Origin of the sequence: Yersinia hibernica (assembly GCF_004124235.1) — a bacterium.
GTDB classification, from domain to species: Bacteria; Pseudomonadota; Gammaproteobacteria; order Enterobacterales; family Enterobacteriaceae; genus Yersinia; species Yersinia hibernica.
This window is the reverse complement of record NZ_CP032487.1, coordinates 1,922,865-1,947,107: the sequence shown is the minus strand read 5'-3', so window position 1 is coordinate 1,947,107 and position 24,243 is coordinate 1,922,865. Positions and strand designations below refer to the sequence as shown.

Genomic DNA, 24,243 nt, shown 5'->3' with positions numbered 1-24,243 from the left:
ACTTTTTATGGAGTAATGTATCGCATTTATTAAATTTATGATCATAAACACTAATAAACTTGATTTTTATGTACAATTGAGCGATTTTAGTTAAGAATTTTCAATAAAATGAAATTGCTCAGACTAAATAAAAATTGCTTGGTAAAAATCAAAAGGGGAGTCTCTTTCTTTGAAAGATAACTTTTTTATTTATTCTTGCCGATAAATATCCATAATTAGCTGATTATTTTTAATAATTCATAAGGCTGATTTATATAGGGTTTTTATATTCCAGCAAGATTATTCTTATCTTATTTTTGTTTTTAATATATTGATTTATAGGGTTTAATTTTCAAGATATCAATAATTGTGGGATTTTTCCTACGAACTTGGTTTTTCACTCCTATATATCTGTATAACCCTGCATGTTTATTATCGGTGTCAATGATGCAATATCATAATTAAGGCAATCACCAGTGAAAGTTCGCCTGCTTAATTACTTTTTAGTTAAGTAAGGATGTTGCTCGTTAATTACAACCAATAATATAGAGAGGATTGAGAGTTTTATGAATCGAGTATTTAAAGTGATCTGGAATAGTGCCTTAGGCCGCTATGATGTTGCGTCTGAGTTTTCTAAGTCAGGAAAAAAGACTAAGTCATTTTGCTCAGCAAATGTCGATACAACTTTAGGTTTAACGGCACCATCCCGCCTGAGCCAGGTGGCTATTACTTTGGTCTTCACATTGGGGGCGAACTCTGCTTTTGCGGCAGATATCAGTGTTCCGGTTTTTACACCTGAAGTTGATTTTGAACAATCATTCACTGGTGCCGGGAATACGTTATCGGGGAGCTTTAGTAACATTGCTCGAGGTGACTCTGGTTTTAAAAACGTCAAGTTAGGGGATATTCCAACTGAAAACTTCCTCTATGGTGCAGGGAGTCTGATCAGTAAAAATATTTTCAATTTAGGCGACATGGTGACTGAAACTTTCCTTGATCCTAAAGGAACGGGCGCATTAATTACTATTAATGTGTACAGCAGCACGGCGATGTCAATTAAACCCCTGGCTGATTTTGTGGTGCCGGTATCCTATGCCGTCGGCGAGAATGGCCAGTATGTGAATCGTAATTTATTCCATGTGCAGGATGGCAGTGACCTGGCGGTGAATGTTGGTAGCAGCGCGGCAGGTTGGGTTAATGACAGTACGAACTATTTCAGCGCCATTATGAAAGGGGGCTTAAAAAATGAGGCGGCGGTAACCACATCCTCTGGCTTCTATGTCGATTCGAATAATGCATCATCTCAGAATACTGTACTCAATTATAATGCCAAAACAGTCGTCAATCTGGGTTATAACAGTAACAACATTCGTGATAGCGGCACTTCAGTAGCTAATGCGCCACTTGATGACTTTACCGGTGCATTCACCAGCCCGTATTTAGGTGCCCAGAATGTTCAAAATTTTGCAGATTTCCAGAAATACAATAATGATTTGATCGCCGGTATTAAAAGTGGTGCGATTGTTCTGGACAGTAAAGGCTACCAAGCTGAGCTGGCCCGAGCCTATACCACAACCGGCTCCAATACTTCACCTAAAGTTACCCCAATCTATCTTGATATGGGTATTGATGCCAATGATGCCGTCAATCACATCGTTGACTCCTCGCGCGTTGCTTTTATTCATGGTGATGGTCAGCATGCCATTGTAAATATTAGCGCTGATGCCAATATTCAGGCCATTAATAGTGATATTTCAGTGGTGCGTTTGAACGACGGCGCAACCTTGAACAATGCCGGGATCTTAGGCTCCGTTGCCGCCAGTGTTCGGGGCACTAACATTGTTTTTGCCACCGACAGTACGGTCATTAATGAAGCCACGGGGGTGCTAGATGCCGGGACTAATCCTGACATGCTGGATTTCAAATCTAGCCCGACCGCCACATTACCACTGAATATCGCCAGTGGGAGTCATACCGCGATTTTGGCGAATGGCACCTCTTCAGTGACTAACAATGGTGTGATTAATACCGCCTCACGTGGCACCAGTGTTTATACCCGCGCCGCTATTATTGATGGCACTTCAACATTTATTAACAACGGCGCGATTAATATCGCGGCAACGACGGATTTATCTCCTGCTGCAGGCTATCTGAACGAAGGAGTGAGTGTTCAGAAAGGCTCTATTTTTGAAAATAATGGCACTGTCTATGTGGGGCGCGAGGCACAGCGCTCATTGAGTGATGTAGTGGCTGACCTGGCAATAAAAACAGAGTCGTATGCGATTAAATTAGTTCAAGACACTGTCAATCTGAGCAATATCGCCACGTTTATCAATAATGTGGGCGCTAAAATTGTAATTGGCAGCAAAACTGAAAACTCCACGGCCATTATTGCACAAGGTGTCAGAACCGCGGTTAATCAGAATGGCATCATTGAGTTGAATGGTGCCGGCGCAGTACCTGGACAAAAAGCAGCACAAAATGTGGGTATTTCTTCCAGCTTGAATGCCACGAATGTCGTCAATAATGGCGATATCATTATCAATGGTATCAATACCGTGGGGATGAAGGTGCTGACAAACAGTGCCGCGACCAATGCGGGTAACATTTATGTCAATAAAGGACTTGATGCGGCGACCAATTTAGCCAACTACGGTATTCAGGCGGTGGGTAGCGGTGCGGTGGCGAATCTTTCCGGCCAGGTGAATCTCTCCGGCGATGGGGCTATCGGGGTCGTGGCTGAAGACCAAGGCACCATTAATGTTACCGGTAATGGTCAGGTTGAGTTTGTTTCCGGCACAAAACAAGTGGGATACCTGATTTATGGTGCGGGTGCCAGCGTCAATAACACCGCCATTGGTGCTGAGACCGTGTCAACCGAGAGTTCGACTTTATATCGTGTTGATAAAGGAGCTTCTTTTACGGGGACGACGGCATCGACCATGAATGCAACCGGTAAGAACTCATCGCTGATTCAGGTGACCGGCGCGGGCAGTAGCTTTAGTTCTGGCGCGCTAAATATGGTTCTGTCTGGCGAGGGTGCCACCGGGGTGAAAGTCGAAGGTGGAGCCACCGGCACCATCACTGACAATGCCAGTTTGGAATTGAGTGGTAATGGTGCCACCGCCGGTATTGTTGACGGTAATTACTACGGTCTTGATGGTGTGGCAACTGGCCTTACGGGCAAATCGGTTCTGACCAGTTCAGCAGTATTGACGACCGGTAACACGGCCTCGGGTGCCTATGGCTATGTCGCCCGTAATGGCGGGGAGCTGGTCCATAAAGGTTCCATTGATTTTACCCAAGCTGGCAGCACCGGGGTGTTGGTTGATGGCGGGATCTTGACCAATGAAAACCATATCTCGGTGAATGGCACTGCGGTAAATATTCAGGGGGCAAACTCGACAGTCAATAACTCGGGTACCGTCACTGCAACGGATGGCACGGCTGCTTATCTGTTGGGCACTGGGGCCAGTTTAACCCTGTCTGGCAATGGTCAAACTAACGCCGGCGGCACTGCCCATGGTGTATTGCTCGATACCGGCGCTACTGCACTAACGGTCGATGGCGCGACTATCACCATGACCGCCGGTGGCACCGGGAATGCTATTGAAAACAAAGCGGAAATTTCGGGTATTCAGTTAAAAAATACCACACTGACTGTCGGCAATGGCACGGGTGTGCGCACCGGGGCGTCCATGGCGGCGACCAACTCGGGCGTGATTAATGTCAATGGTAGCGGCGCGGGGATTCTGTTTGCCAATACCGGCGATACCATTACTGATAATACGCTGGACATGTCTGACTCGGCGGGGCTGGTCATTAATGTTAATTCTGCGGCGGGCAAAGGGATCGTCACGAATTCCAGTCAAGATTTGAAAACCGGTGCCAGTGTAAATGTCTATGACACCGCCGGCGGGGCCGCTCTGATTGTTAAAGGCACCACCGAACATGTCGATCAGTCTGGCAACTTGGTATCCAAATCACTCACCAGCCCAGTGGTGGACATCAATAACGGCTATGTCACCCGCTTTATCAACAGCGGCAGCATTCATGCCAACAGTGCCGCGCAACAAGCGGTCGTCACTAACACCGGCACCGGCATGGCCTTTACCAACCAGACGGGCGGCAACATTGTCGGCCAGGTCAATTTGCTGGCCGGTAACAACACCGTCACCCTGATGCAGGGCAGTGAAGGGACTGATTTCACCACCGGCAGTGGCGATGACCACTTTATTCTGACCGGGCTAACGGCCACGGACACCGGCGTGTTCAGTTCACTGAACGGCGGCAGCGGCAGCGATACCCTGACCTTTGATAACTCGGTATATACGCTGAAAGATGCTGCTGCCATCCAGAATATGGATTATATCGACCTGATTAATAATTCCACACTGACGCTGGACAATGTGTTATTGGCGCTGGGCAATGCGCAGGATGATAACGCCAACACCGGCTTTAACTTGGGCGATGGCAGCCTGTTGCAGATTAATCACCTCAATGCGGTGAATTTTAACAGCAAACTCAATGGTCTCGGCACCGTTGCGGTCAATACGGCGGGGAACGCGTTTAACTTTACGGCTAACGCGGCACAGAATGCTTTTAACGGCGTACTGGCCCTGGGACACGCCACCTTTACACTGGCAGCGGATAACACCGCGGCATTAGTCAATGCCACTTTGCAAGCCGGCGCTGATAGCCTCACGACTGTGGGCGATGGCATTCAGACTATTGGCGGGTTGGCCTTCGCTGGCGGGACGGTGAAATTTAACACCGGCACCCCGGGCGAGACCGTGGCGAAAAGCACCATTCATACCACCAAAGAGATGAATTTGCTCGGTACCGGCACGGTAGAAGTGAATATTGATAGTGTCGATAACAGCCAGACGCCGGTCAATCCTGCCTTACCTATTATGGAGCAGGATGATGCCAATACCCTGTTACAACTGGCGGTCAGTGATGTGGCGGTGCAAGGCAATGGCGGCAATCTGGTGTTAAAAGACCAAGATGGCAATCTGATTACTGATGCCACCACCGCAGATATTGCGCAAAATGGCACCACGGTTGCCAAGGGAACTTACGATTATCGTCTGTCCAGCGGCCTGAGTAATGACGGTTTGTATGTGAGTTACGGCCTGACACAGGTTGAATTGTTGGGCAGCGGCGCGGATGCGTTGTCACTGTACGCCACCAATAAAACCGGCCCGGCGGCGGATTTAAGTGCCAAAGTGACCGGCAGTGGTGACTTGGCGATTGATACCGGTGCCAGCAATACCGTCACGCTGTCCAATCTGGACAATGATTACACCGGCTCTACCGATGTCCGCAGCGGCACCTTACAGATGCTGAATAATAATGTGCTGGGTCAGACTGCGCTGTTATCACTGGCGGCGGACACCACCTTTGATATGAATGGTTACAGCCAAACTGTGGGCGAGCTGAATGGCACGGCAAATTCATTGTTGAATTTGAATGGCGGCAACCTGACTTTGAGTCAGGGCGGTGTTTCCGAGGGGGAACTGACCGGCAGTGGCGCGCTGACCATTGCTGCTGATGTCTTGACCATTAATGGCGCGAATAGCGGCCTGAGTGCGGTGACCACCATTGCTAATGGTGCGCAAGCCTTCCTGAATAATGCTGCCGGCCTGGGGAATGGCGCTATTGTCAACGCCGGTCTGTTGACCCTGAAAGGGGCCAGCGGTCAGTTGGCGAATGCAGTCAGTGCTGCAGGGAGCGTGGTGTTGCAGGATAACAGCGACATCACATTAACCGGCGATAACAGTTTGTTCAGCGGCTTGTTTGATATCAACAACGCCAGCCAGTTAACGGCTGCTCAAGCAGAACATCTGGGGACAGCTGCGCTCACCAATAACGGCTCATTGGTGCTCAATAGCGAGAGTGACTGGTTGCTGACAAACAGCATTAGCGGCAGCGGCAGCCTGACTAAAAACGGCAGTGCGACGGTATCATTGACTCAAGCCGCGGCCTACACCGGGCAGACCGATATCAATGCTGGCGGTCTGATATTAGGCAGCAATGCACAGCCAATGACCTTGGCTAGCCAGCAGGTAAACATCGCCAGCGGTGCCTTTATGGGCGGTTTTGGTGGGGTGGCCGGTGCAATAGATAACCGCGGGACACTGTTTGTGGGTAACCCTGCAGCATCGGTAACGTCGCGACTGAGCCGTCTGGCTCCGGCCAGTAATATCTTTACCGTTGGCAGCGATTTAACCAACAGCGGCACCGTCTTTATCGGTAACAAAACCAGTGACGGCACGGGCACCACCGGCAATCAATTGGTGGTGAATGGTAACTATATCGGCAACAACGGTCTGCTGCATTTCAACACCGCGCTGGGTGATGACAACTCAGCCACGGACAGCATGATAGTTAATGGCAACACCAGCGGCACCACCAATGTGAGTGTGGATAACGCGGGCGGCCTGGGGGCTAAAACGCTCAATGGTATTGAGCTGATTCAGGTCAACGGCCAGTCAGACGGTAATTTCGTGAGCAGTGGCCGTATCGTGGCGGGGGCATATGATTACTCTCTGGTACGTGGTGTGGGCCAGAATGCCGCGAATTGGTATCTGACCAGCCTGAGCAATTTGCCAGTTGACCCCGAGAATCCGGTGGACCCAGAAAATCCAGTGGCTCCGGGCGAAGCAGCTAAACGTCCTGAAGCGGGCAGCTACACGGCCAACTTGGCCAGCGCGAACAATATGTTTGTCACCCGCCTGCACGATCGTTTGGGTGAAACCCAGTATATCGATGCCCTGACCGGCGAGCAGAAAGTGACCAGTATGTGGTTACGTAATGCAGGTGGACATAACCGTTCACGTGATACCAGCGGGCAGTTGAAAACCCAAAGTAACCGCTATGTGATGCAACTGGGGGGCGATGTCGCGCAGTGGAGCAACAATGATCTCAACCGTTTACATTTAGGTGTGATGGCTGGTTATGGTAACAGCAAGAGCAATACGCGCTCGACATCCGGTTATCAGTCAGACGGCTCGGTGGAGGGTTACTCTGCCGGTGTGTACAGCACCTGGTATGCCAATGATGAAGACAAGTCGGGGTTGTATGTCGACGGCTGGGCGCAATATAGCTGGTTCAACAATACCGTGCAAGGCGAAGGTCTGGCGAGCGAAGAGTACAAGTCGAAAGGGATTACTGCCTCGGTTGAAAGCGGCTATACCTTTAAGATTGGTGAAAATAAGGCTAAGAACGAAAGCTACTTTATTCAGCCCAAAGCGCAAATCACCTGGATGGGTGTGAAAGCTGACGAACACCGTGAAGCCAATGGCACTCAGGTGAGCGGTCAGGGCGACGGTAATATTCAGACCCGTCTGGGGGTACGTTCTTATATGAAAGGGCACCATGCCATCGACAATGGTAAAGATCGCGAGTTCCAACCGTTTGTCGAAGCCAATTGGATTCATAATACCAAGGACTTTGGCACCAACATGAACACGGTAGAAGTGAAGCAGGCTGGTGCGAAAAACATCGGTGAGTTGAAACTGGGTGTTGAGGGGCAATTGAACAAGCAACTGAATGTCTGGGGTAATGTGGGCCAGCAATTAGGCGATAAAGGCTACAGTGACACGGCTGTTATGTTAGGGGTGAAATACAACTTCTAATCATCATTAGTTTTCATCAATAGCGGTGCCACGGCACCGTTATTGATGTATCACACCTTGAATAAAATCTCATTCTGAATAAATTATAAATAAGGTAAGATATAACGTCATGAGAGTTATTGTGATTAGTGATTGTGGCTTAACTAAATTGTCCTTAGATATCATTATTAAGGGAATAAAGCTTATTGTAGATAAAGGCCGTAATATCGATTCTGAGTTATATTACTCTGTCGATAATAAAGATATATATAACCAATCAAATGCTCGAGATATTATTATCTTTGATGTTGATAATATTTGTGTTGTTAAGATATCTCATACAATTAGTCAGATAAGAGAGGCAAGCCCATTGGCTTCTATTGTGGTTTTTTGCCGCAAAGATGAGCAAACTGAAGACTTTATTTATTTTTCCATCATATCTGATGAAATATTATGCAAAACAGCGCCGATTGAACGCATTGAAAACTTGATTATTAAATTATTATCTTCACACAAGCCAGTAATGGAATTTAATCAAGCGGAGTTGACGAAGAAAATAAAAAGAAAATTAACAAGTAGAGAAAATGAAGTGTTGGAGTATATATTGTTAGGGTTTACTAATAGTGATATTTCAGCAGCACTAGGTATGAAGAATAAAACGGCCAGTGCCCACCGGAGAAATATATACAGTAAATTAGGTGTTAAGGCGATAAATCAAACGCTAAAAAACTTGTTTATATTAAAATAGAAAGCATTACTTCTTACTGAAATAATGCTTTCTTTATGATGAGCATTTTCGATAACCAAGATAATTCCGAATCTCACTTTCCTCATATATCCAACCCCGATCCCCTTCATATTATCTTTTGTTGTCAGCTTGCTGATGGAGTGTTTTATTTGTGATGGAGGGGAATAATAAAAATTTCATTTTTTGCACTGTGTCAATAATTCTAAATAAATTTAGTTTTTTTTTGCCTTAAATTTAATTAGGTTGATCAACTGTTTTGTACAAGTAATTTGAAATATAAAACTATTAATTCATTGAAATTTGATCTATCCCTCCATTTCAAGAACTTTATTTGGTCAAAACAACTGGTATGTCTAGCATAAGTAGTGTTTGGATCTGATATAACTCGCTTTTACAGCATAAAAAACGCATTGTAGAATGTCGCTGCTACAAAAGGTGGATTGCATTCTATTGAACAAGTGCAGCGAGTATCACTATGCGGAAAGGGCGTGAGTGATATTAGCGTTAGGGGTTGCATATCCAATAGAAGGCTGAGTACTTATAAAGGATTAATGAGGGCATTTTATGAAAGCAGTGGCGATAGCAATATTGATGGCAAGTGCGGTATTGGGAGGGTGCAGCACAAAAGCAAAGGTTGATTCCGAGCAACAGACCGCAGCCATTATTAAAAAGAGCACCAATGACCAGTGTGTCAATAATTTTTCCATGGTGAAAAAGCTGAATACGAATGAGTTCGGTGTATTTAGAGGACAGTTCGATAAAATTAATGATATGTACGCATTCTTAGAGCAAAATAGAAACATTTTGGACAATGACCCTAAACAGCTTATCTCTCTTGAATTAGATTCAAAACTTAAAATGGTGTGTGCCAGAGTTAGAAATACTGCGTTTAATGAAGTCCAAAATAAAGTGAATTATCTATCACGAATCTAATCAGTGATTGACTAAAGTGCTGTGATTTCACAGTGCTAAAATATTATAACAATGCCAGGTGATTATACCTTTGGCTCGTTTTTATATTATTATTTTTCGCATTTTTCGTGAAGATGAAGAGTGTGTGATAATGATTTATCTTCAGTATTGCCATTAAGAATAGGGCAGTTTAGTCAGCTAGATTGCTCATTTTTTTCATTGGGATGCTTTATTGCACCATTAAAAAACTGCGTTTATTGGGTGAGATACATAATCCATCATTAATACTAGCCAGTGATGGATTTTGATATGTCTGTCAATAATAAAACGGCTTATATCTATGTGATAACGGATATCGCCATTCAAAATCGGAACTTTGAATTCACTATGAACGGTTTCCATTCATATAAATCACTTATGAGACTGGTTGCAATTAATACCTTATTAATGCAATTACTGCTCCCTATATCTATCGCATTTACACCGCTGATATCGCTGTCTGTTCGTGCAGATGAGTTAGACGAAATAATGGGTCACGTATTCAATGTGTAGATAGGGTCATTGCAGGTAATGCTCACGCTCAATGAACGTGCCGATTATCTTGTCATGCATTTCTGCCGATTTTGAGTACCCAAGCGTTTTGTGATTCAGTCGTTTTAACCGGTTACGAAGATTCAGGTTTTCGCGTTCAATCCGCTGGGTGTAAAGCTTACCTGTGATGTGTTTTGTAGCCGGTAACATCTCATAAGCACTGAAGTTGTCTGTACACCAGAAGGCGACTCTGAAGCCCGACAGTAAACCCAGTAATTTGCACTGCGTCATTTTGCTCCTGCGCCCAAAAGCATGAGCAACAATACGTTTGAGACGAGGCTCCCATGCATACCACAGCCAACGCTGACGCTTTTTATTGCCAACAAACGACCACATTTCATCAACTTCACAGATAAGCTGAATTTGCAGGTTATCCAGAGGAAGCGTGGTTACAACTCTCGGCGAGAGTTTTTTAGTGTGCGCACAACGGCATTAATGCTGATATGTAAAGCTCGGGCAGTGTCTCGAATACCGGCATTGTTCATTGCAAGGTCGACAATTTGTGATTTCATGCCGGGTTGGCAGGCGCGATAAGCATAATCGAGCTGGAAAGTACGGCAGCACGACTGGCACCGATAGCGCTGAAGTTTGGCCTTACCCAGGCCATGCTTTTTAACAGATTCGATTTGCTCACAAAACGTGCATTTTACGTCAACTTTAGCCATCAGATGCACACTTCAAAAAGAGTGATTCTACCGCATGATCAACACATTGAATACTTGACCGATATTGTGGCCAGCGTTGGCTCACTGACTGATTGTTATGATAATTTAGTGAAGTTCCCTGCAGCACATTTAGCTGTTTTGAGGTTGCGTGGTGAGGATTATACATCTGGCGATAGTCTTAGTCTGATTGTCGATTGGTTACGGATACACCGCCCAAACTGTCGCGTGATTGTTATCGCTGATGAATTTTGTGTTGATCTATTGACTCAGTATTTTTGCGGCGTCGAACAGGTTTATACCGTTATCGCGCAAAATGCCCCTCTTAGCCAATTTGTGGCTCAACTAAACAGGGTATTCTCAAACTCGGCAATACAGAGTAAGAAGCGGGCCTGCGTATTATCCAAGCGCGAACGAACCGTGTTAGCTTTATTACTGCAAGGCAAATCAAACAATGATATCGCGGTTCATTTACAGCTCAGTAATAAAACTATCAGCTACCACAAGCGGAGTGCGCTGGGGAAATTGGGTATCCCAACTTTACAACCGATGCTTATGAATGCTGGGATTGTCTCGCAACTATTAGAAAATATCGGCATTGAGCCACAATATGCGATGGTGTAGTTGTTTAGTGTGTTGAGTTTGTTCCGCCCATTCTCTGAGTTATCTAAAATTCGCTTTCGTAACTGACCTTCGCATTTGCCGGTATAATCCGGCAATTTCATTTCCGCTGCCGGAATACTTTTTCAATCCCTGACAGTGAAATTAGTGTAATATATCCGGTCACGAACCAGCATGTGGGGGCTTTTACGCCAGTTTTGCGCGCCATGCTGGGTTCCAAAATGTATTACAATCAGTGAGTTTGGCTTGATTGTGGGTTTAACTTATTGATTACAATATATAACACGACGCCTGTGAAGGCGACATTAGAGGTTGCTCAATGAGCGAGAAGTCAGAAGACCAAAAGTTAACAAACTCAAAGCCACAAAGCCCTGTATCACAAGGCGATAAAATTGTGGGTGAAAAATTACAGAAAATCTTGGCACGGGCTGGCCATGGCTCTCGTCGGGAAATCGAAACAATCATTCAGCAGGGCCGCGTCAGCGTTGATGGTAAAATATCAAAGTTAGGGGACCGTGTTGAAGTTACGCCGGCCACTAAAATTCGCCTGGATGGTCATCTTCTTTCTATTAAAGAATCTGAAGAAGCAGTGTGCCGGGTTCTGGCGTATTACAAGCCGGAGGGTGAACTTTGTACGCGTAATGACCCTGAAGGCCGCCCAACGGTGTTCGACCGGTTGCCTAAACTGCGCGGTTCGCGTTGGGTTGCGGTCGGCCGTTTGGACGTGAATACCTCAGGTTTATTGTTGTTCACCACTGATGGTGAGCTGGCTAACCGCCTAATGCATCCCAGCCGTGAAGTTGAGCGCGAATATGCGGTGCGGGTGTTTGGTCAAATTGATGACGAAAAAATCAAGCAGCTTAGCCGTGGTGTGCAATTGGAAGATGGCCCGGCGGCATTCCGCACCATTAAATTCCAAGGCGGAGAAGGGCTTAACCAGTGGTACAACGTCACGTTGACCGAAGGGCGCAACCGCGAAGTTCGCCGTTTATGGGAAGCCGTCGGTGTACAGGTCAGCCGCCTGATTCGGGTGCGTTATGGTGATATTAATCTCCCTAAAGGCTTGCCTCGCGGTGGCTGGACTGAATTAGATTTGGCTGCGACCAATTATCTGCGCGAACTGGTTGAACTGGATTCCGAAACTGTCAGTAAATTGCCAGTGGAGAAAGACCGACGCCGGGTTAAAGCTAATCAGATTCGTCGTGCAGTTAAGCGCCACTCTGAAGTTGCTGGCCGTCAGGCAGCAGGGCGTCAAAGCTCAGCCCGTAAAGGTTCTACTCGTCAAAATGCCGGCAATGCAGCAGCACCCGCTGGGCGTCGCGGATCCAACAAACGCGGTTAAGTGATATCAGGGAAGAGATGACTTTCTTCCCTTGTTCCTTTGAAATTGAATAATTACCAGTCAATACCTTGTTGTGCCTTCACCCCAGCATCAAAAGCATGTTTCACTGGGCGCAATTCACTCACTGTATCCGCCATTTCGAGCAAGTCCCGATGACAACCACGGCCAGTTATAATGACAGTTTGATGGGCTGGGCGCTGTTGTAGCGCATTGACCACTTCAGCCAGCGACAGATAATCATAAGCCACCATATAAGTCAGTTCATCCAGCACCACTAAATCTAACGTCGGGTCAGCTAACATGCGCAGCGCGTGTTGCCATACCTGCTGGCAGGCGGCAGTATCGGTTTCTCTATTTTGTGTATTCCAGGTAAAACCCGTAGCCATGACCTGAAATTCAACACCATGTTGTTGCAGCAGATTTTTCTCGCCGTTCGGCCATTCACCTTTAATAAACTGTATCACACCTGCTTTCAGACCATGGCCCACCGCGCGAGTCACTGTGCCAAATGCCGCCGTAGTTTTGCCTTTGCCATTGCCGGTAAAAACAATCAAGATGCCGCGGATTTCTTGTGCGGCGGCAACCCGTGATTCAACCTTTTCTTTTATTTTTTGTTGACGCTGTTGGTGGCGTTCTTCAGACATAAAACCTTCCTTTATTCTGCGGGGCCGGCTTTACGGCCGGGTTGTGCATCGAAGCTCATTCCTGTCTTTCTGCGGCTATCATCGCCCATCAGGTAGAGATACAGCGGCATAATATCTGCCGGTGTTTTTAACTTATCCGCGTTTTCGTCAGGGAAAGCGTTGGCGCGCATTTGAGTACGGGTTCCACCGGGATTAATACAATTTACCCTCAGGTTACTCTGCTTATATTCCTCAGCAAGCACCTGCATCATGCCCTCGGTGGCAAATTTTGACACGGCATAAGCGCCCCATTCAGCGCGCCCTTGACGGCCAACACTGGAACTGGTGAAAACCAAAGAGGCGCTGGGCGATTTTAGCAGCAATGGCAATAATGCTTGGGTAAGCATGAAAGTCGCATTGACATTCACTTGCATAACATCTTGCCAGACCGCGATATTTTGAGCGCTCATGGGGACTATCTCACCCAATAAGCCGGCATTGTGCAGCACGCCGTCTAAATGAGATATTTGGCTGCTGAGAGTTTGCGCCAATTGTTGGCAATCTTGCGGTGTTGCGTGCAGGAGGTCTAACACCAGAACCAAGGCCGGGTGGCCTCCTGCTTCGCCAATCTGCTGCTGCACGGCCACTAATTTGCTTTCTGTTCTACCCACCAGAATCACACGGGCACCAAAACGTGCGTAAGTCAGCGCCGCTTCGCGACCAATGCCATCACCAGCACCTGTCACTAAGATAGTGCGATTATTGAGCAGGTCATGTTTGGGTTGGTAATGCATAATTATTCCTTTTACTGGCGGCGGAAGTTTTACTCATATATGCCGCGATATCTCTTATATTCTTATATTTAAGCGAAACCAATGCAATTCTTCATTTGCGCAAGACGGCGGCCTGCGGGTTCGCTAGAATGCATATATCTCTTTAATAGCAGATGAATAAAGGCGGTATTTGTGGAGTTATTTTCTCTGTACGGACTGTTTCTCGCTAAAGTGGTGACCATCGTGGTTGCGATTGCTGCGATAGTATTGTTGGTTGTCAGCCAAGGAATGAGGAAACAAGGGCAACGGGGAGAACTCAATCTGGTTGACCTGGGTGAGCAATATAAGGAAATGCAGCGTGAAATGCGCTTGGCGCGCATGAGTCATGCGGAGCAAAAAGCCTGGAGTAAAGAGTTTAAAAAGCAGCAAAAATCGGATCAAAAACTTAAAAAGCAGCGGGCAAAAGCGGGCGCGGTAGCTGCGGTTAAGCCTTGTTTGTATGTTATTGACTTCAAAGGAAGTATTGATGCCCATGAAGTCACTTTATTACGTGAAGAAATTTCAGCGGTGCTGGCAGTGGCCACAGCCCAGGATGAAGTGTTGTTAAGGCTGGAAAGCCCGGGTGGTGTGGTCCACGGCTATGGCCTGGCGGCGTCACAATTGGAGCGCCTGCGCCATAAAGGTATTCGCCTCACCGTGGCGGTAGATAAAGTTGCCGCCAGTGGCGGCTACATGATGGCGTGTGTGGCGGACCGCATCATTAGCGCACCTTTCGCTATTATCGGCTCGATCGGCGTGGTGGCTCAAATACCTAACTTCCATCGTTTACTGAAAAAGAACGATATTGATGTCGAGTTACACACCGCCGGTGAATTTAAACGCACTCTGACACTGTTTGGTGAAAATACGGAGCAAGGTCGCGAAAAATTCCGGGAAGATCTGAATGAAACGCATCTATTGTTCAAACAGTTCGTCCAGCAACAACGGCCTTCTTTAGATATTGATGCTGTCGCCACCGGCGAACATTGGTTTGGTACCCAAGCCAAAGAAAAAGGTTTGGTTGATGCCATCGGTACTAGCGATGATTTACTGATTGCTGAAATGGATAATCACGAAGTTATTGGCGTGCGTTATACCCGCCGCAAACGTCTGATGGATCGCTTTACAGGGAGTGCCGCAGAAAGTGTTGACCGTCTACTATTACGCTGGTGGCAACGCGGTGAGAAACCTTTGTTATAATCCAATGTAATCCGAATTTGGCGCGATAACAGCAGGGGGCTTGGCCCCCTGTTCCTTTTTGCGCACTGGCTAAAAGAGGGCGCTGCAAAAGCGAATAATCTGCAATTAATCGATTAAATGATATTTGGCAGATAAAACATGCGCGAGATGTTTGAACATATTAAATACCGCGGTGGTTTTTGCGGTGGGTAGCCCCGCGTCATCGAGGAAAAACTCGCCGCGAAAGACTAATACCGGGCCTTTTTGCTCAACCTCTGTTGCTTTCATACCCTGCAGATAATCTTCATGTTGACGAATAATCTCATTGGCTTCTGCCAATAATTTATTACGCTCAATAGGTGTTGTGTTTCCAATCATTATATTTCCTCACCACAATCATATTTCCTCAGAACAAGGTAATTTCTCTTATCCATTGTACTGCGGGTTAGCATTTGTTCGCAAACCGACTAAGGTTTATTCGAGTCATTGATGGCTTTGTCATCACTATTGGATAAATTCAGATTCCGAGCTAATTAGGTTGCGCGTCGCTTTTTATCAGGTAGAGTGTGGGATTTTATACTATTAGGTGGAAGGTTTTGTTGACGCCATAAGGCAGAGTTTACGGCTGTTGCTCTGGGTGCAGGCGAAGATTTTGAGGATGGTCAACTGAACTTCGCAAAGTGCTTTTAGGGCTTTGCTCAAAAAAAACAGGTTGATATCCTGAAAAAGTACCGCAATATAAAAAAGAGATGCAGAATGCCGCGGTACGGCAAGATAAAAACCTTCTTTTAGAAGAAATAATTTAGGTAAAGGTAATTATGGGTAAAGCTCTCGTAATAGTTGAGTCCCCGGCAAAAGCCAAAACTATTAATAAATATTTAGGGAATAACTACGTGGTTAAGTCCAGTGTCGGTCACATTCGTGATTTACCGACCAGTGGCTCAGCCAGTAAGAAGAGCGCTAACTCAACTGAAGATAAAGCCAAGAAAGCCGACAAACCCAAAACTAAAGTAAAGAAAGACGAAAAGGTTGCATTAGTTAACCGCATGGGTGTCGATCCTTATCATGGCTGGAAAGCGCAGTATGAAATTTTGCCCGGCAAAGAAAAAGTGGTTGCCGAGCTGAAAGCATTAGCCGAAAACGCTGACCACATCTATCTCGCAACCGACCTTGACCGCGAAGGTGAGGCGATTGCCTGGCATTTGCGGGAAGTGATTGGTGGTGATGACCAGCGTTTTAGCCGTGTGGTATTTAACGAAATCACCCAAAATGCTATCCAACAGGCTTTTAATCAACCGGGTGAATTGAACATTAACCGGGTGAATGCCCAGCAAGCTCGTCGCTTTATGGACCGGGTTGTGGGCTATATGGTTTCTCCGCTGTTGTGGAAAAAGATTGCCCGTGGCCTGTCCGCAGGGCGTGTGCAGTCGGTTGCCGTGCGTTTAGTGGTTGAACGCGAGCGGGATATTAAAGCATTCGTTCCTGAAGAGTATTGGGAGCTGCATGCTGATTTGCTGGCAAAAGGTGAAGTTCCTATTCAAATGGAAGTCACCCATGCGCACGATAAACCGTTTAAACCCGTCAATCGCGAGCAAACTCACGCTGCGCTGAAGCTGCTGGAAAACGCCCGCTATAAAGTGCTGGATCGTGAAGACAAACCGACCAGCAGCAAGCCGGGTGCGCCGTTCATTACTTCAACCTTGCAGCAGGCTGCCAGTACCCGCCTGAGCTTTGGTGTGAAGAAAACCATGATGATGGCGCAGCGCTTGTATGAAGCGGGCCATATCACTTATATGCGTACTGACTCCACCAACCTGAGTCAGGATGCTTTGACCATGGTGCGCGGATATATTGGTGATAATTTTGGCGATAAATACTTGCCATCTGCACCTAACCAATACAGCAGCAAAGAGAATTCACAAGAAGCGCATGAAGCTATTCGCCCATCTGATGTGAATGTGCTGGCTGAGCAGTTAAAAGATATGGAAGCCGATGCCCAGAAGCTGTATCAGCTGATTTGGCGTCAGTTTGTGGCCTGTCAGATGACACCGGCCAAATATGATTCGACCACCTTGACGGTGCAGGCGGGTGATTTCCAACTGCGGGCGAAAGGCCGAACCTTGCGATTCGATGGTTGGACGAAGGTGATGCCCGCCCTGCGTAAAGGCGATGAAGACCGGACTCTGCCAGTGATTGAAGTGGGCAGTGAGTTGGATTTACAAAAGCTTATCCCCAGCCAACACTTCACCAAGCCACCGGCGCGTTACAGTGAAGCATCATTGGTGAAAGAGTTGGAAAAACGTGGCATTGGCCGCCCATCTACCTATGCATCGATTATTTCGACCATTCAAGACCGCGGTTATGTCCGGGTCGAAAACCGTCGTTTCTATGCCGAGAAAATGGGTGAGATTGTCACTGACCGTTTGGAAGAAAACTTCCGCGAGCTGATGAATTACGACTTCACCGCGCGCATGGAAAGTGGTCTGGATCAGGTGGCTAATGATCAGGCTGAGTGGAAAGCGGTGTTGGATGGCTTCTTCGCCGAATTCAGCGAGCAACTTGAAAAAGCTGAAAAAGATCCTGAAGAGGGCGGTATGCGCCCAAATCAGATGGTGATGACCAGCATTGATTGCCCAACCTGTGGCCGTCCAATGGGGATTCGTACCGCCAGCACCGGTGTGTTCTTAGGGTGTTCGGGCTATGCATTACCCCCGAAAGAACGTTGCAAAACCACCATCAATCTGGTGCCGGAAACTGAAATTCTCAATATCCTGGAAGGTGATGATGCAGAAACTAACGCATTGCGCGCCCGCCGTCGTTGTCAGAAATGCGGCACGGCAATGGATAGCTATCTTATTGATAATCAACGTAAATTGCATGTTTGTGGTAATAACCCAGCCTGTGATGGTTATGAGATAGAAGAGGGCGAATTCCGCATCAAAGGGTATGAAGGCCCGATTGTGGAGTGCGAGAAATGTGGCTCTGAAATGCACCTGAAAATGGGGCGTTTTGGCAAGTACATGGGTTGCACTAACGATGAGTGTAAGAATACCCGTAAAATCTTGCGCAGTGGTGAAGTCGCTCCTCCGAAAGAGGATCCGGTGCCGTTGCCAGAGTTGCCTTGTGAAAAGTCTGATGCCTATTTTGTGTTGCGAGATGGCGCAGCTGGCGTATTCCTGGCGGCCAATACCTTCCCTAAATCGCGCGAAACCCGTGCGCCATTGGTAGAAGAGTTGGTGCGTTTCAAGGATAGATTACCTGAGAAATTACGTTATCTGGCTGATGCGCCAGTGACGGATAAAGAGGGTAATAAAACCATGGTGCGCTTTAGCCGTAAAACCAAGCAACAGTATGTTTCGTCAGAGAAAGATGGCAAAGCCACCGGTTGGTCTGCTTTCTATATCGACGGCAAATGGGTTGAAGCTAAAAAGTAAGTGCCTTACTGAGCCAGCGGCAGCATTTCACTTGCTTAACTGTGATTAAAGCTAAGTGAAGCACTGAGTTGTGCAATTGAAACCAGCCTTAATGGCTGGTTTTTTTATTGGGCTAATTTATCCAAGTGCTTTATAGTCTTGGTCAATCCGTTGATACTATCAATCTTTAGCGGCTGTCTGCATTTATCAAAAACACGATTATTTTAGGCTAATACTCGATAGCTAAGGTTTGTTAATAGCGCGGTATACACATGGATGCGAATCAGTGAGTTAGGCGAAAAAAAACCGCCAATAGCGCTGCAATGTCACGTGAGAAGGTGTATACAGTTTCTGATGAAATGATATAGTGGTTATATAAAATATTTTTTTATCACCTAATGTTATTATAAGGTCAATACTGACCACTTTGGCATCATGCAGTTATGGGTTTCAGTTAATAACTTCTCGGCATACCGGGTGATACCGATATACCAAGCGGTGGTTTTTTCCCGCAGTGTTTAACCTAGGATGGTATAGATATGAAATTGCAGCAGCTCCGCTATATTGTTGAGGTGGTCAATCATAACCTTAACGTATCATCTACCGCTGAGGGCCTGTACACCTCCCAACCTGGGATCAGTAAACAGGTGCGAATGCTGGAAGATGAGCTGGGTATCCAGATTTTTGCCCGCAGTGGTAAACACCTTACTCAGGTCACTCCCGCCGGGCTGGAAATCATTCGTATTGCTCGTGAAGTATTATCAAAAGTTGATGCCATCAAAGCAGTTGCCGGTGAACATACTTATCCTGATAAAGGTTCTTTGTATGTCGCAACGACTCATACTCAAGCGCGTTATGCATTGCCTAATGTGATTAAAGGCTTTATCGAGCGCTACCCGCGTGTCTCTTTGCATATGCACCAAGGGTCACCCACACAAATTGCAGAAGCGGTTTCCAAAGGCAGTGCTGACTTTGCCATCGCAACCGAAGCGCTGCATTTGTACGACGACCTGATTATGTTGCCGTGCTATCACTGGAATCGCGCGGTGGTGGTGAAGCCCGATCACCCATTAGCCGGTAAAGCCCATGTCAGCATCGAAGAATTAGCCGCCTATCCTATTGTGACCTATACCTTTGGTTTCACCGGGCGTTCTGAACTGGATACCGCGTTTAACCGGGCGGGTCTGACGCCTCGCATTGTCTTTACTGCAACAGATGCGGACGTGATTAAAACTTATGTCAGATTAGGACTGGGTGTTGGGGTTATTGCCAGCATGGCAGTTGACCCTATTCAAGACCCTGACCTGGTAACGGTGGATGCGCGCGATATCTTTACCTACAGCACCACTAAAATAGGTTTCCGCCGCAGTACCTTCCTACGTAGCTATATGTATGATTTTATTCTACGTTTTGCGCCGCATCTGACGCGCGATGTCGTGGATAAAGCGGTTGCGTTGCGCTCAAATGAAGATATCGAGGCGATGTTTAAAGATATTAAACTGCCAACTAAGTAACTTCTTGCGTGCAGCTAAAAAAGCCCCTGTAAAGGGGCTTTTGCCTAATTAGCGTTTTTTATTAGCCTGAGCGAGTACCGACCCGGCCAGTGTTTTGGTTTTCTCACTGGATTCAGGGTTTGCCAGTACTTGTGCCGCGACATCCTCCATATGCGCACCGGTTTGGTTGTCGGTGCTAGATTGAGAGAGTGCCGAGCCAGCCAGACTTTTTTCAATCGCGGAAGAATTAGGGTCTTTGAGTATTCTTGCTGCCTGCGTGGCTACTGATGCTGATGTTTTCTTTTTATTTTTTGACATTATTTAATCTCATTTTGTTCATAGGATATACCTGATATTGTGTTTTATTAACACAATGCATGACTTGGACTGTATAAAAATACAGCATGATATTCAAATTACATTTACTTAAAATAATTTAATTACCTTATCTGGGGGGGGTATTTCAATAACAAAAATAACAAGTGTAAATTCAAAAGATAATTTAAAATTAATTTGATATTTTATTGATATGGAATCTTGGTTTTTATATAAACATAGTTAAGAGGAATAAATGAATAGAATATCTTACCCAATAGAGTCTCTGGGGCTGACTAATACAGTTAGTGCATTAGAGGCTCAAAATGCCCCTGTTGAAAAAACTCAATTTCATATTGAAGGGCGTTTGACAGGCTATAGAAATATTAGTGAAGTGTTAGAGAAATTAGTCGATATCGGTTGGTTAGAGGCAGGGAATAAAGAGGAAGATGACCGAAGAGTTGCTGTACTGAATTTATTGAGTAAATACTCCATGGCAACAGTGGCTCTTGAACATGCCAAAAGAGGGCATCCTTATTTACATCATGATGATATTTCAATGGAATTTAAGCCAGATAGACATCATGGACTTGAAATGCACTATTCAGTACCTTATAACGATGGGTTCCAACCTTTATTCACATTGGATTGTCAGCTGTTTTTAGGTAAAAACTTTGAGTTAAATGAAGAGAAATCGCGCGTTTCTTTTAAATTTGAGAACCAGTGTTCTAGCGAATTAAGAAGTGACGTTAACCGCAACGGTATAATAAAAATGATTTTAGAGTGGTTTAAAGCGTTATTCACTCTCAACTCTGATACTATTGCGAATGCTGTATCGTCTGCAGCCGGTAAATATGACATATGGGTTCCACCATTTGAAAATTTAACCGAAGCGCAGTTTGGGTCGATGATACTAGAAAGTAATTTTGAACCTGAAGGTATTTATATTGAGGATGATATACCTCAGGAATGTGCAGAAGTAGATATGAAGATAATTTACGATAATGGGTATTCGGACGGATATCATGATGCTTTAACTACCCGTTATGATTTGTTCAAATAAAACAGTATATAGGCCATCTATCACAGTAATCGCATTGTTGCCAAAATGTTAATGTTTCTTTGTGTTATATTTAATCTAGACCTCATAATTTCAAGGGAATAGCCTTGTTGAGATGACAGTTGTTTAGAACACTATAAGAAATCATGGAGGCGCTATGTCGTTGGATCTGCGGAAAACGAGTATGGCCAAGTTGGTCGCCCTCAATCACGAATATCACTATTACAGCCTGCCGCAACTGGCGGCAGTGCTGGGGGATATCGACCGACTGCCGAAATCACTGAAAGTGTTATTGGAAAATTTACTGCGCCACTTCGATGGTGAGCAAGTTCAGCAGGATGACCTGAACGCCATTATTGCCTGGCAACAGACCGGGCATGCTGACAAAGAGATTGCTTACCGGCCCGCGCGCGTATTAATGCAAGATTTTACCGGTGTGCCGGCGGTGGTGGATTTGGCCGCGATGCGCGAAGCGGTCAAACGCCTGGGGGGGGATGTTGCGCAGGTTAATCCACTCTCCCCGGTGGATTTGGTTATCGACCACTCGGTCACGGTTGATGAATTTGGTGATAAAGCGGCCTTTGGTGAAAACGTCCGCTTAGAAATGGAGCGCAACCACGAGCGCTATATTTTCCTGCGCTGGGGGCAAAAAGCCTTTAGCCGTTTTCGTGTGGTGCCGCCGGGGACGGGGATTTGCCATCAAGTGAACCTGGAATATCTGGGCCAGACTGTGTGGCATGAAGAGCAGGGCGGCAAGCAGATTGCCTATCCAGATACTTTGGTGGGGACGGATTCTCACACCACCATGATTAACGGCTTGGGGATCCTTGGCTGGGGGGTTGGCGGTATTGAGGCCGAAGCGGCGATGCTGGGCCAGCCAGTCTCGATGCTCATCCCTGATGTAGTCGGCTTCAAAATGACCGGCAAGATGCGCGAAGGAATTACCGCCACAGACTTGGTGTTGACTGTCACCCAGATGCTGAGAAAACATGGCGTGGTGGGTAAATTTGTCGAGTTCTATGGCGATGGATTGGCCGATTTACCTCTGGCGGATCGGGCCACTATTGCCAATATGTCACCGGAATATGGCGCGACCTGCGGCTTCTTCCCGGTCGATGATGTGACATTGAGTTATCTGCGCTTAAGTGGCCGTAGCGACGAACAGATAGCCTTGGTCGAAAACTACAGTAAAGCGCAAGGATTGTGGCGCCACCCAGGGGATGAGCCGATATTTACCAGCCAGTTAGCACTGGATTTGAGCACGGTGGAGTCCAGTTTGGCCGGGCCGAAGCGCCCACAAGACCGCGTGGCTCTAGCTAAAGTGCCGTTAGCATTTAGCGCCTTTGAAGAGCTGGAAATCAACAGCAAAAAAGACAAAGTCAGCCATGTTGCCTTCACTCTGGCCGGCGAAACCCACGAGCTACAACATGGCGCGGTGGTCATCGCGGCCATTACTTCTTGTACCAATACCTCCAACCCTAGCGTGTTGATGGCCGCGGGCTTGCTGGCGAAGAAAGCCGCAGAAAAGGGCCTTAAAACCAAACCTTGGGTGAAAACTTCACTGGCTCCCGGCTCTAAAGTAGTCACTGAATATCTTAATTCTGCGGGCTTGACGCCCTATCTTGACCGCTTGGGCTTCAACTTGGTGGGCTATGGCTGTACGACTTGTATAGGTAACTCTGGCCCATTACCGGACTCAATAGAAAAAGCCATCAAAGAGGGGGATTTAACCGTCGGTGCGGTGCTGTCTGGCAACCGCAACTTTGAGGGGCGCATCCATCCCTTGGTGAAAACTAACTGGTTGGCATCACCGCCGCTGGTGGTGGCCTATGCCTTGGCTGGTAACATGAATGTCAATTTGAGCCAAGACCCGTTGGGCCATGACCCTGAGGGGGCCCCTGTCTATCTGAAAGATATCTGGCCGAGCGGCCTTGACATCGCCAAAGCGGTGGAAGAGGTGAAAACCGAGATGTTTCGCAAAGAATATGCTGCCGTGTTTGATGGTGATGAGGAGTGGCAGGCGATTCAAGTCGACAGCACGCCGACCTATGACTGGCAGAGTGATTCAACCTACATCCGCTTGCCACCTTTCTTCAGTGAAATGAAAGCCTTACCGGAGCCGGTTCAGGATATCCAGCATGCACGTATTTTGGCGATTTTGGCAGATTCCGTCACCACCGACCACATTTCACCGGCCGGTAATATCAAGCTCGACAGCCCCGCAGGCCGCTATTTGCGTGATCGTGGGGTCGAGATTAAAGAGTTTAACTCTTATGGTTCCCGCCGGGGCAATCATGAGGTGATGATGCGCGGCACTTTTGCCAATATCCGCATCCGCAATGAAATGGTGCCAGGTGTTGAGGGGGGAATGACTCGCCATATTCCATCACAAAATCAGATGGCTATTTACGATGCAGCCATGCGGTATCAGCAGGAAAATGTGCCATTAGCCGTCATTGCGGGTAAGGAGTATGGCTCGGGTTCCAGCCGGGACTGGGCGGCTAAAGGGCCGCGATTATTAGGGGTGAGAGTGGTGATTGCCGAATCTTTCGAACGTATTCACCGCTCAAATCTTATCGGGATGGGCATTCTGCCACTGGAGTTCCCATCAGGTGTAAATCGCAAAACATTGGGCCTGACTGGGGATGAGTCTATTAGTATCAGTGGGTTACAGAGTTTGTCACCCGGGCAAACCGTGCCAGTGACTCTAACCTATGCTGATGGCCGGCAACAAAATGTTGATACCCTCTGCCGCATAGATACTGCTACTGAATTGGTTTACTTCGAGAATGGCGGCATTTTGCATTATGTTATCCGCAAAATGTTGTGAAGATAGAGTGACAGTGTCACTATTGGTGTCAGTGATCAACTTGC

The 24,243-nt window shown here is 46.7% G+C and carries 15 protein-coding genes; 10 read left to right on the top strand and 5 right to left on the bottom strand.

Features of this window, described 5'->3' with window-relative positions; all coding sequences use genetic code 11:
• Positions 1-545 precede the first annotated feature (545 nt).
• From D5F51_RS09115 to D5F51_RS09105, 3 genes are all read left to right on the top strand, one after another.
• The gene (locus tag D5F51_RS09115; protein ID WP_129196289.1) at positions 546-7,619 is read left to right on the top strand and encodes an autotransporter outer membrane beta-barrel domain-containing protein; all 7,074 of its coding nucleotides are present in this window, start codon (positions 546-548) and stop codon (positions 7,617-7,619) included.
• 109 nt (positions 7,620-7,728) lie between these two features.
• Entirely contained in the window at positions 7,729-8,346 is a 618-nt protein-coding gene (locus D5F51_RS09110) for a response regulator transcription factor (protein WP_129196287.1), read from the top strand.
• A gap of 564 nt (positions 8,347-8,910) precedes the next feature.
• The gene (locus D5F51_RS09105; RefSeq protein WP_129196285.1) at positions 8,911-9,279 is read left to right on the top strand and encodes a hypothetical protein; all 369 of its coding nucleotides are present in this window, start codon (positions 8,911-8,913) and stop codon (positions 9,277-9,279) included.
• Positions 9,280-9,816: 537 nt separating this feature from the next.
• Here the strand turns inward: D5F51_RS09105 and D5F51_RS09100 are convergent.
• A protein-coding gene (locus tag D5F51_RS09100) for an IS1 family transposase (protein WP_129196283.1) occupies positions 9,817-10,514 on the bottom strand; the annotation gives its coding sequence in 2 pieces (ribosomal slippage) (positions 9,817-10,265 and positions 10,265-10,514; 699 coding nt in all).
• Between the two features lie 3 nt (positions 10,515-10,517).
• Between D5F51_RS09100 and D5F51_RS22875 the strand changes: the two genes are divergently transcribed.
• Positions 10,518-11,135, top strand: coding sequence for a helix-turn-helix transcriptional regulator (locus D5F51_RS22875; protein ID WP_129196281.1), 618 nt, complete (start codon positions 10,518-10,520; stop codon positions 11,133-11,135).
• A gap of 316 nt (positions 11,136-11,451) precedes the next feature.
• Positions 11,452-12,474, top strand: a complete 1,023-nt coding sequence (gene rluB, locus D5F51_RS09090) for a 23S rRNA pseudouridine(2605) synthase RluB (RefSeq protein WP_025378182.1) — start codon at positions 11,452-11,454, stop codon at positions 12,472-12,474.
• A gap of 53 nt (positions 12,475-12,527) precedes the next feature.
• Here the strand turns inward: rluB and cobO are convergent, their stop codons facing one another.
• Together cobO and D5F51_RS09080 are read right to left on the bottom strand one after the other, a co-directional pair.
• Positions 12,528-13,118, bottom strand: coding sequence for a cob(I)yrinic acid a,c-diamide adenosyltransferase (gene cobO / locus D5F51_RS09085; protein WP_129196279.1), 591 nt, complete (start codon positions 13,116-13,118; stop codon positions 12,528-12,530).
• Positions 13,119-13,129: 11 nt separating this feature from the next.
• The gene (locus tag D5F51_RS09080) at positions 13,130-13,891 is read right to left on the bottom strand and encodes a YciK family oxidoreductase (RefSeq protein ID WP_025378184.1); all 762 of its coding nucleotides are present in this window, start codon (positions 13,889-13,891) and stop codon (positions 13,130-13,132) included.
• 171 nt (positions 13,892-14,062) lie between these two features.
• Between D5F51_RS09080 and sohB the strand changes: the two genes are divergently transcribed.
• Positions 14,063-15,109 (top strand): protease SohB, encoded by a 1,047-nt coding sequence (sohB, locus tag D5F51_RS09075; protein WP_129196277.1) that lies wholly within the window; start codon positions 14,063-14,065, stop codon positions 15,107-15,109.
• A 105-nt stretch (positions 15,110-15,214) separates the two neighbouring features.
• On the opposite strand, the gene D5F51_RS09070 is transcribed toward sohB, so the two are convergent.
• Positions 15,215-15,466 (bottom strand): YciN family protein, encoded by a 252-nt coding sequence (locus D5F51_RS09070; RefSeq protein ID WP_025378186.1) that lies wholly within the window; start codon positions 15,464-15,466, stop codon positions 15,215-15,217.
• Between the two features lie 440 nt (positions 15,467-15,906).
• Between D5F51_RS09070 and topA the strand changes: the two genes are divergently transcribed.
• Positions 15,907-18,522, top strand: coding sequence for a type I DNA topoisomerase (gene topA / locus D5F51_RS09060; protein WP_087768977.1), 2,616 nt, complete (start codon positions 15,907-15,909; stop codon positions 18,520-18,522).
• A 518-nt stretch (positions 18,523-19,040) separates the two neighbouring features.
• On the top strand, positions 19,041-20,015 hold the full coding sequence (gene cysB, locus D5F51_RS09055; protein WP_005165856.1) for an HTH-type transcriptional regulator CysB: 975 nt from the start codon (positions 19,041-19,043) through the stop codon (positions 20,013-20,015).
• Positions 20,016-20,063: 48 nt separating this feature from the next.
• Here cysB and D5F51_RS09050 read toward each other — a convergent pair whose 3' ends face one another.
• Complete coding sequence (locus tag D5F51_RS09050) at positions 20,064-20,312, bottom strand: hypothetical protein (RefSeq protein ID WP_087768978.1); 249 nt, start codon at positions 20,310-20,312, stop codon at positions 20,064-20,066.
• 253 nt (positions 20,313-20,565) lie between these two features.
• Between D5F51_RS09050 and D5F51_RS09045 the strand changes: the two genes are divergently transcribed.
• Both D5F51_RS09045 and acnA read left to right on the top strand, forming a co-directional pair.
• A complete protein-coding gene (locus D5F51_RS09045) occupies positions 20,566-21,372 on the top strand; it encodes a hypothetical protein (RefSeq protein ID WP_129196275.1) in 807 nt (268 codons plus the stop codon).
• A 154-nt stretch (positions 21,373-21,526) separates the two neighbouring features.
• Positions 21,527-24,199, top strand: a complete 2,673-nt coding sequence (acnA, locus tag D5F51_RS09040; RefSeq protein ID WP_129196273.1) for an aconitate hydratase AcnA — start codon at positions 21,527-21,529, stop codon at positions 24,197-24,199.
• Positions 24,200-24,243: the final 44 nt, after the last annotated feature.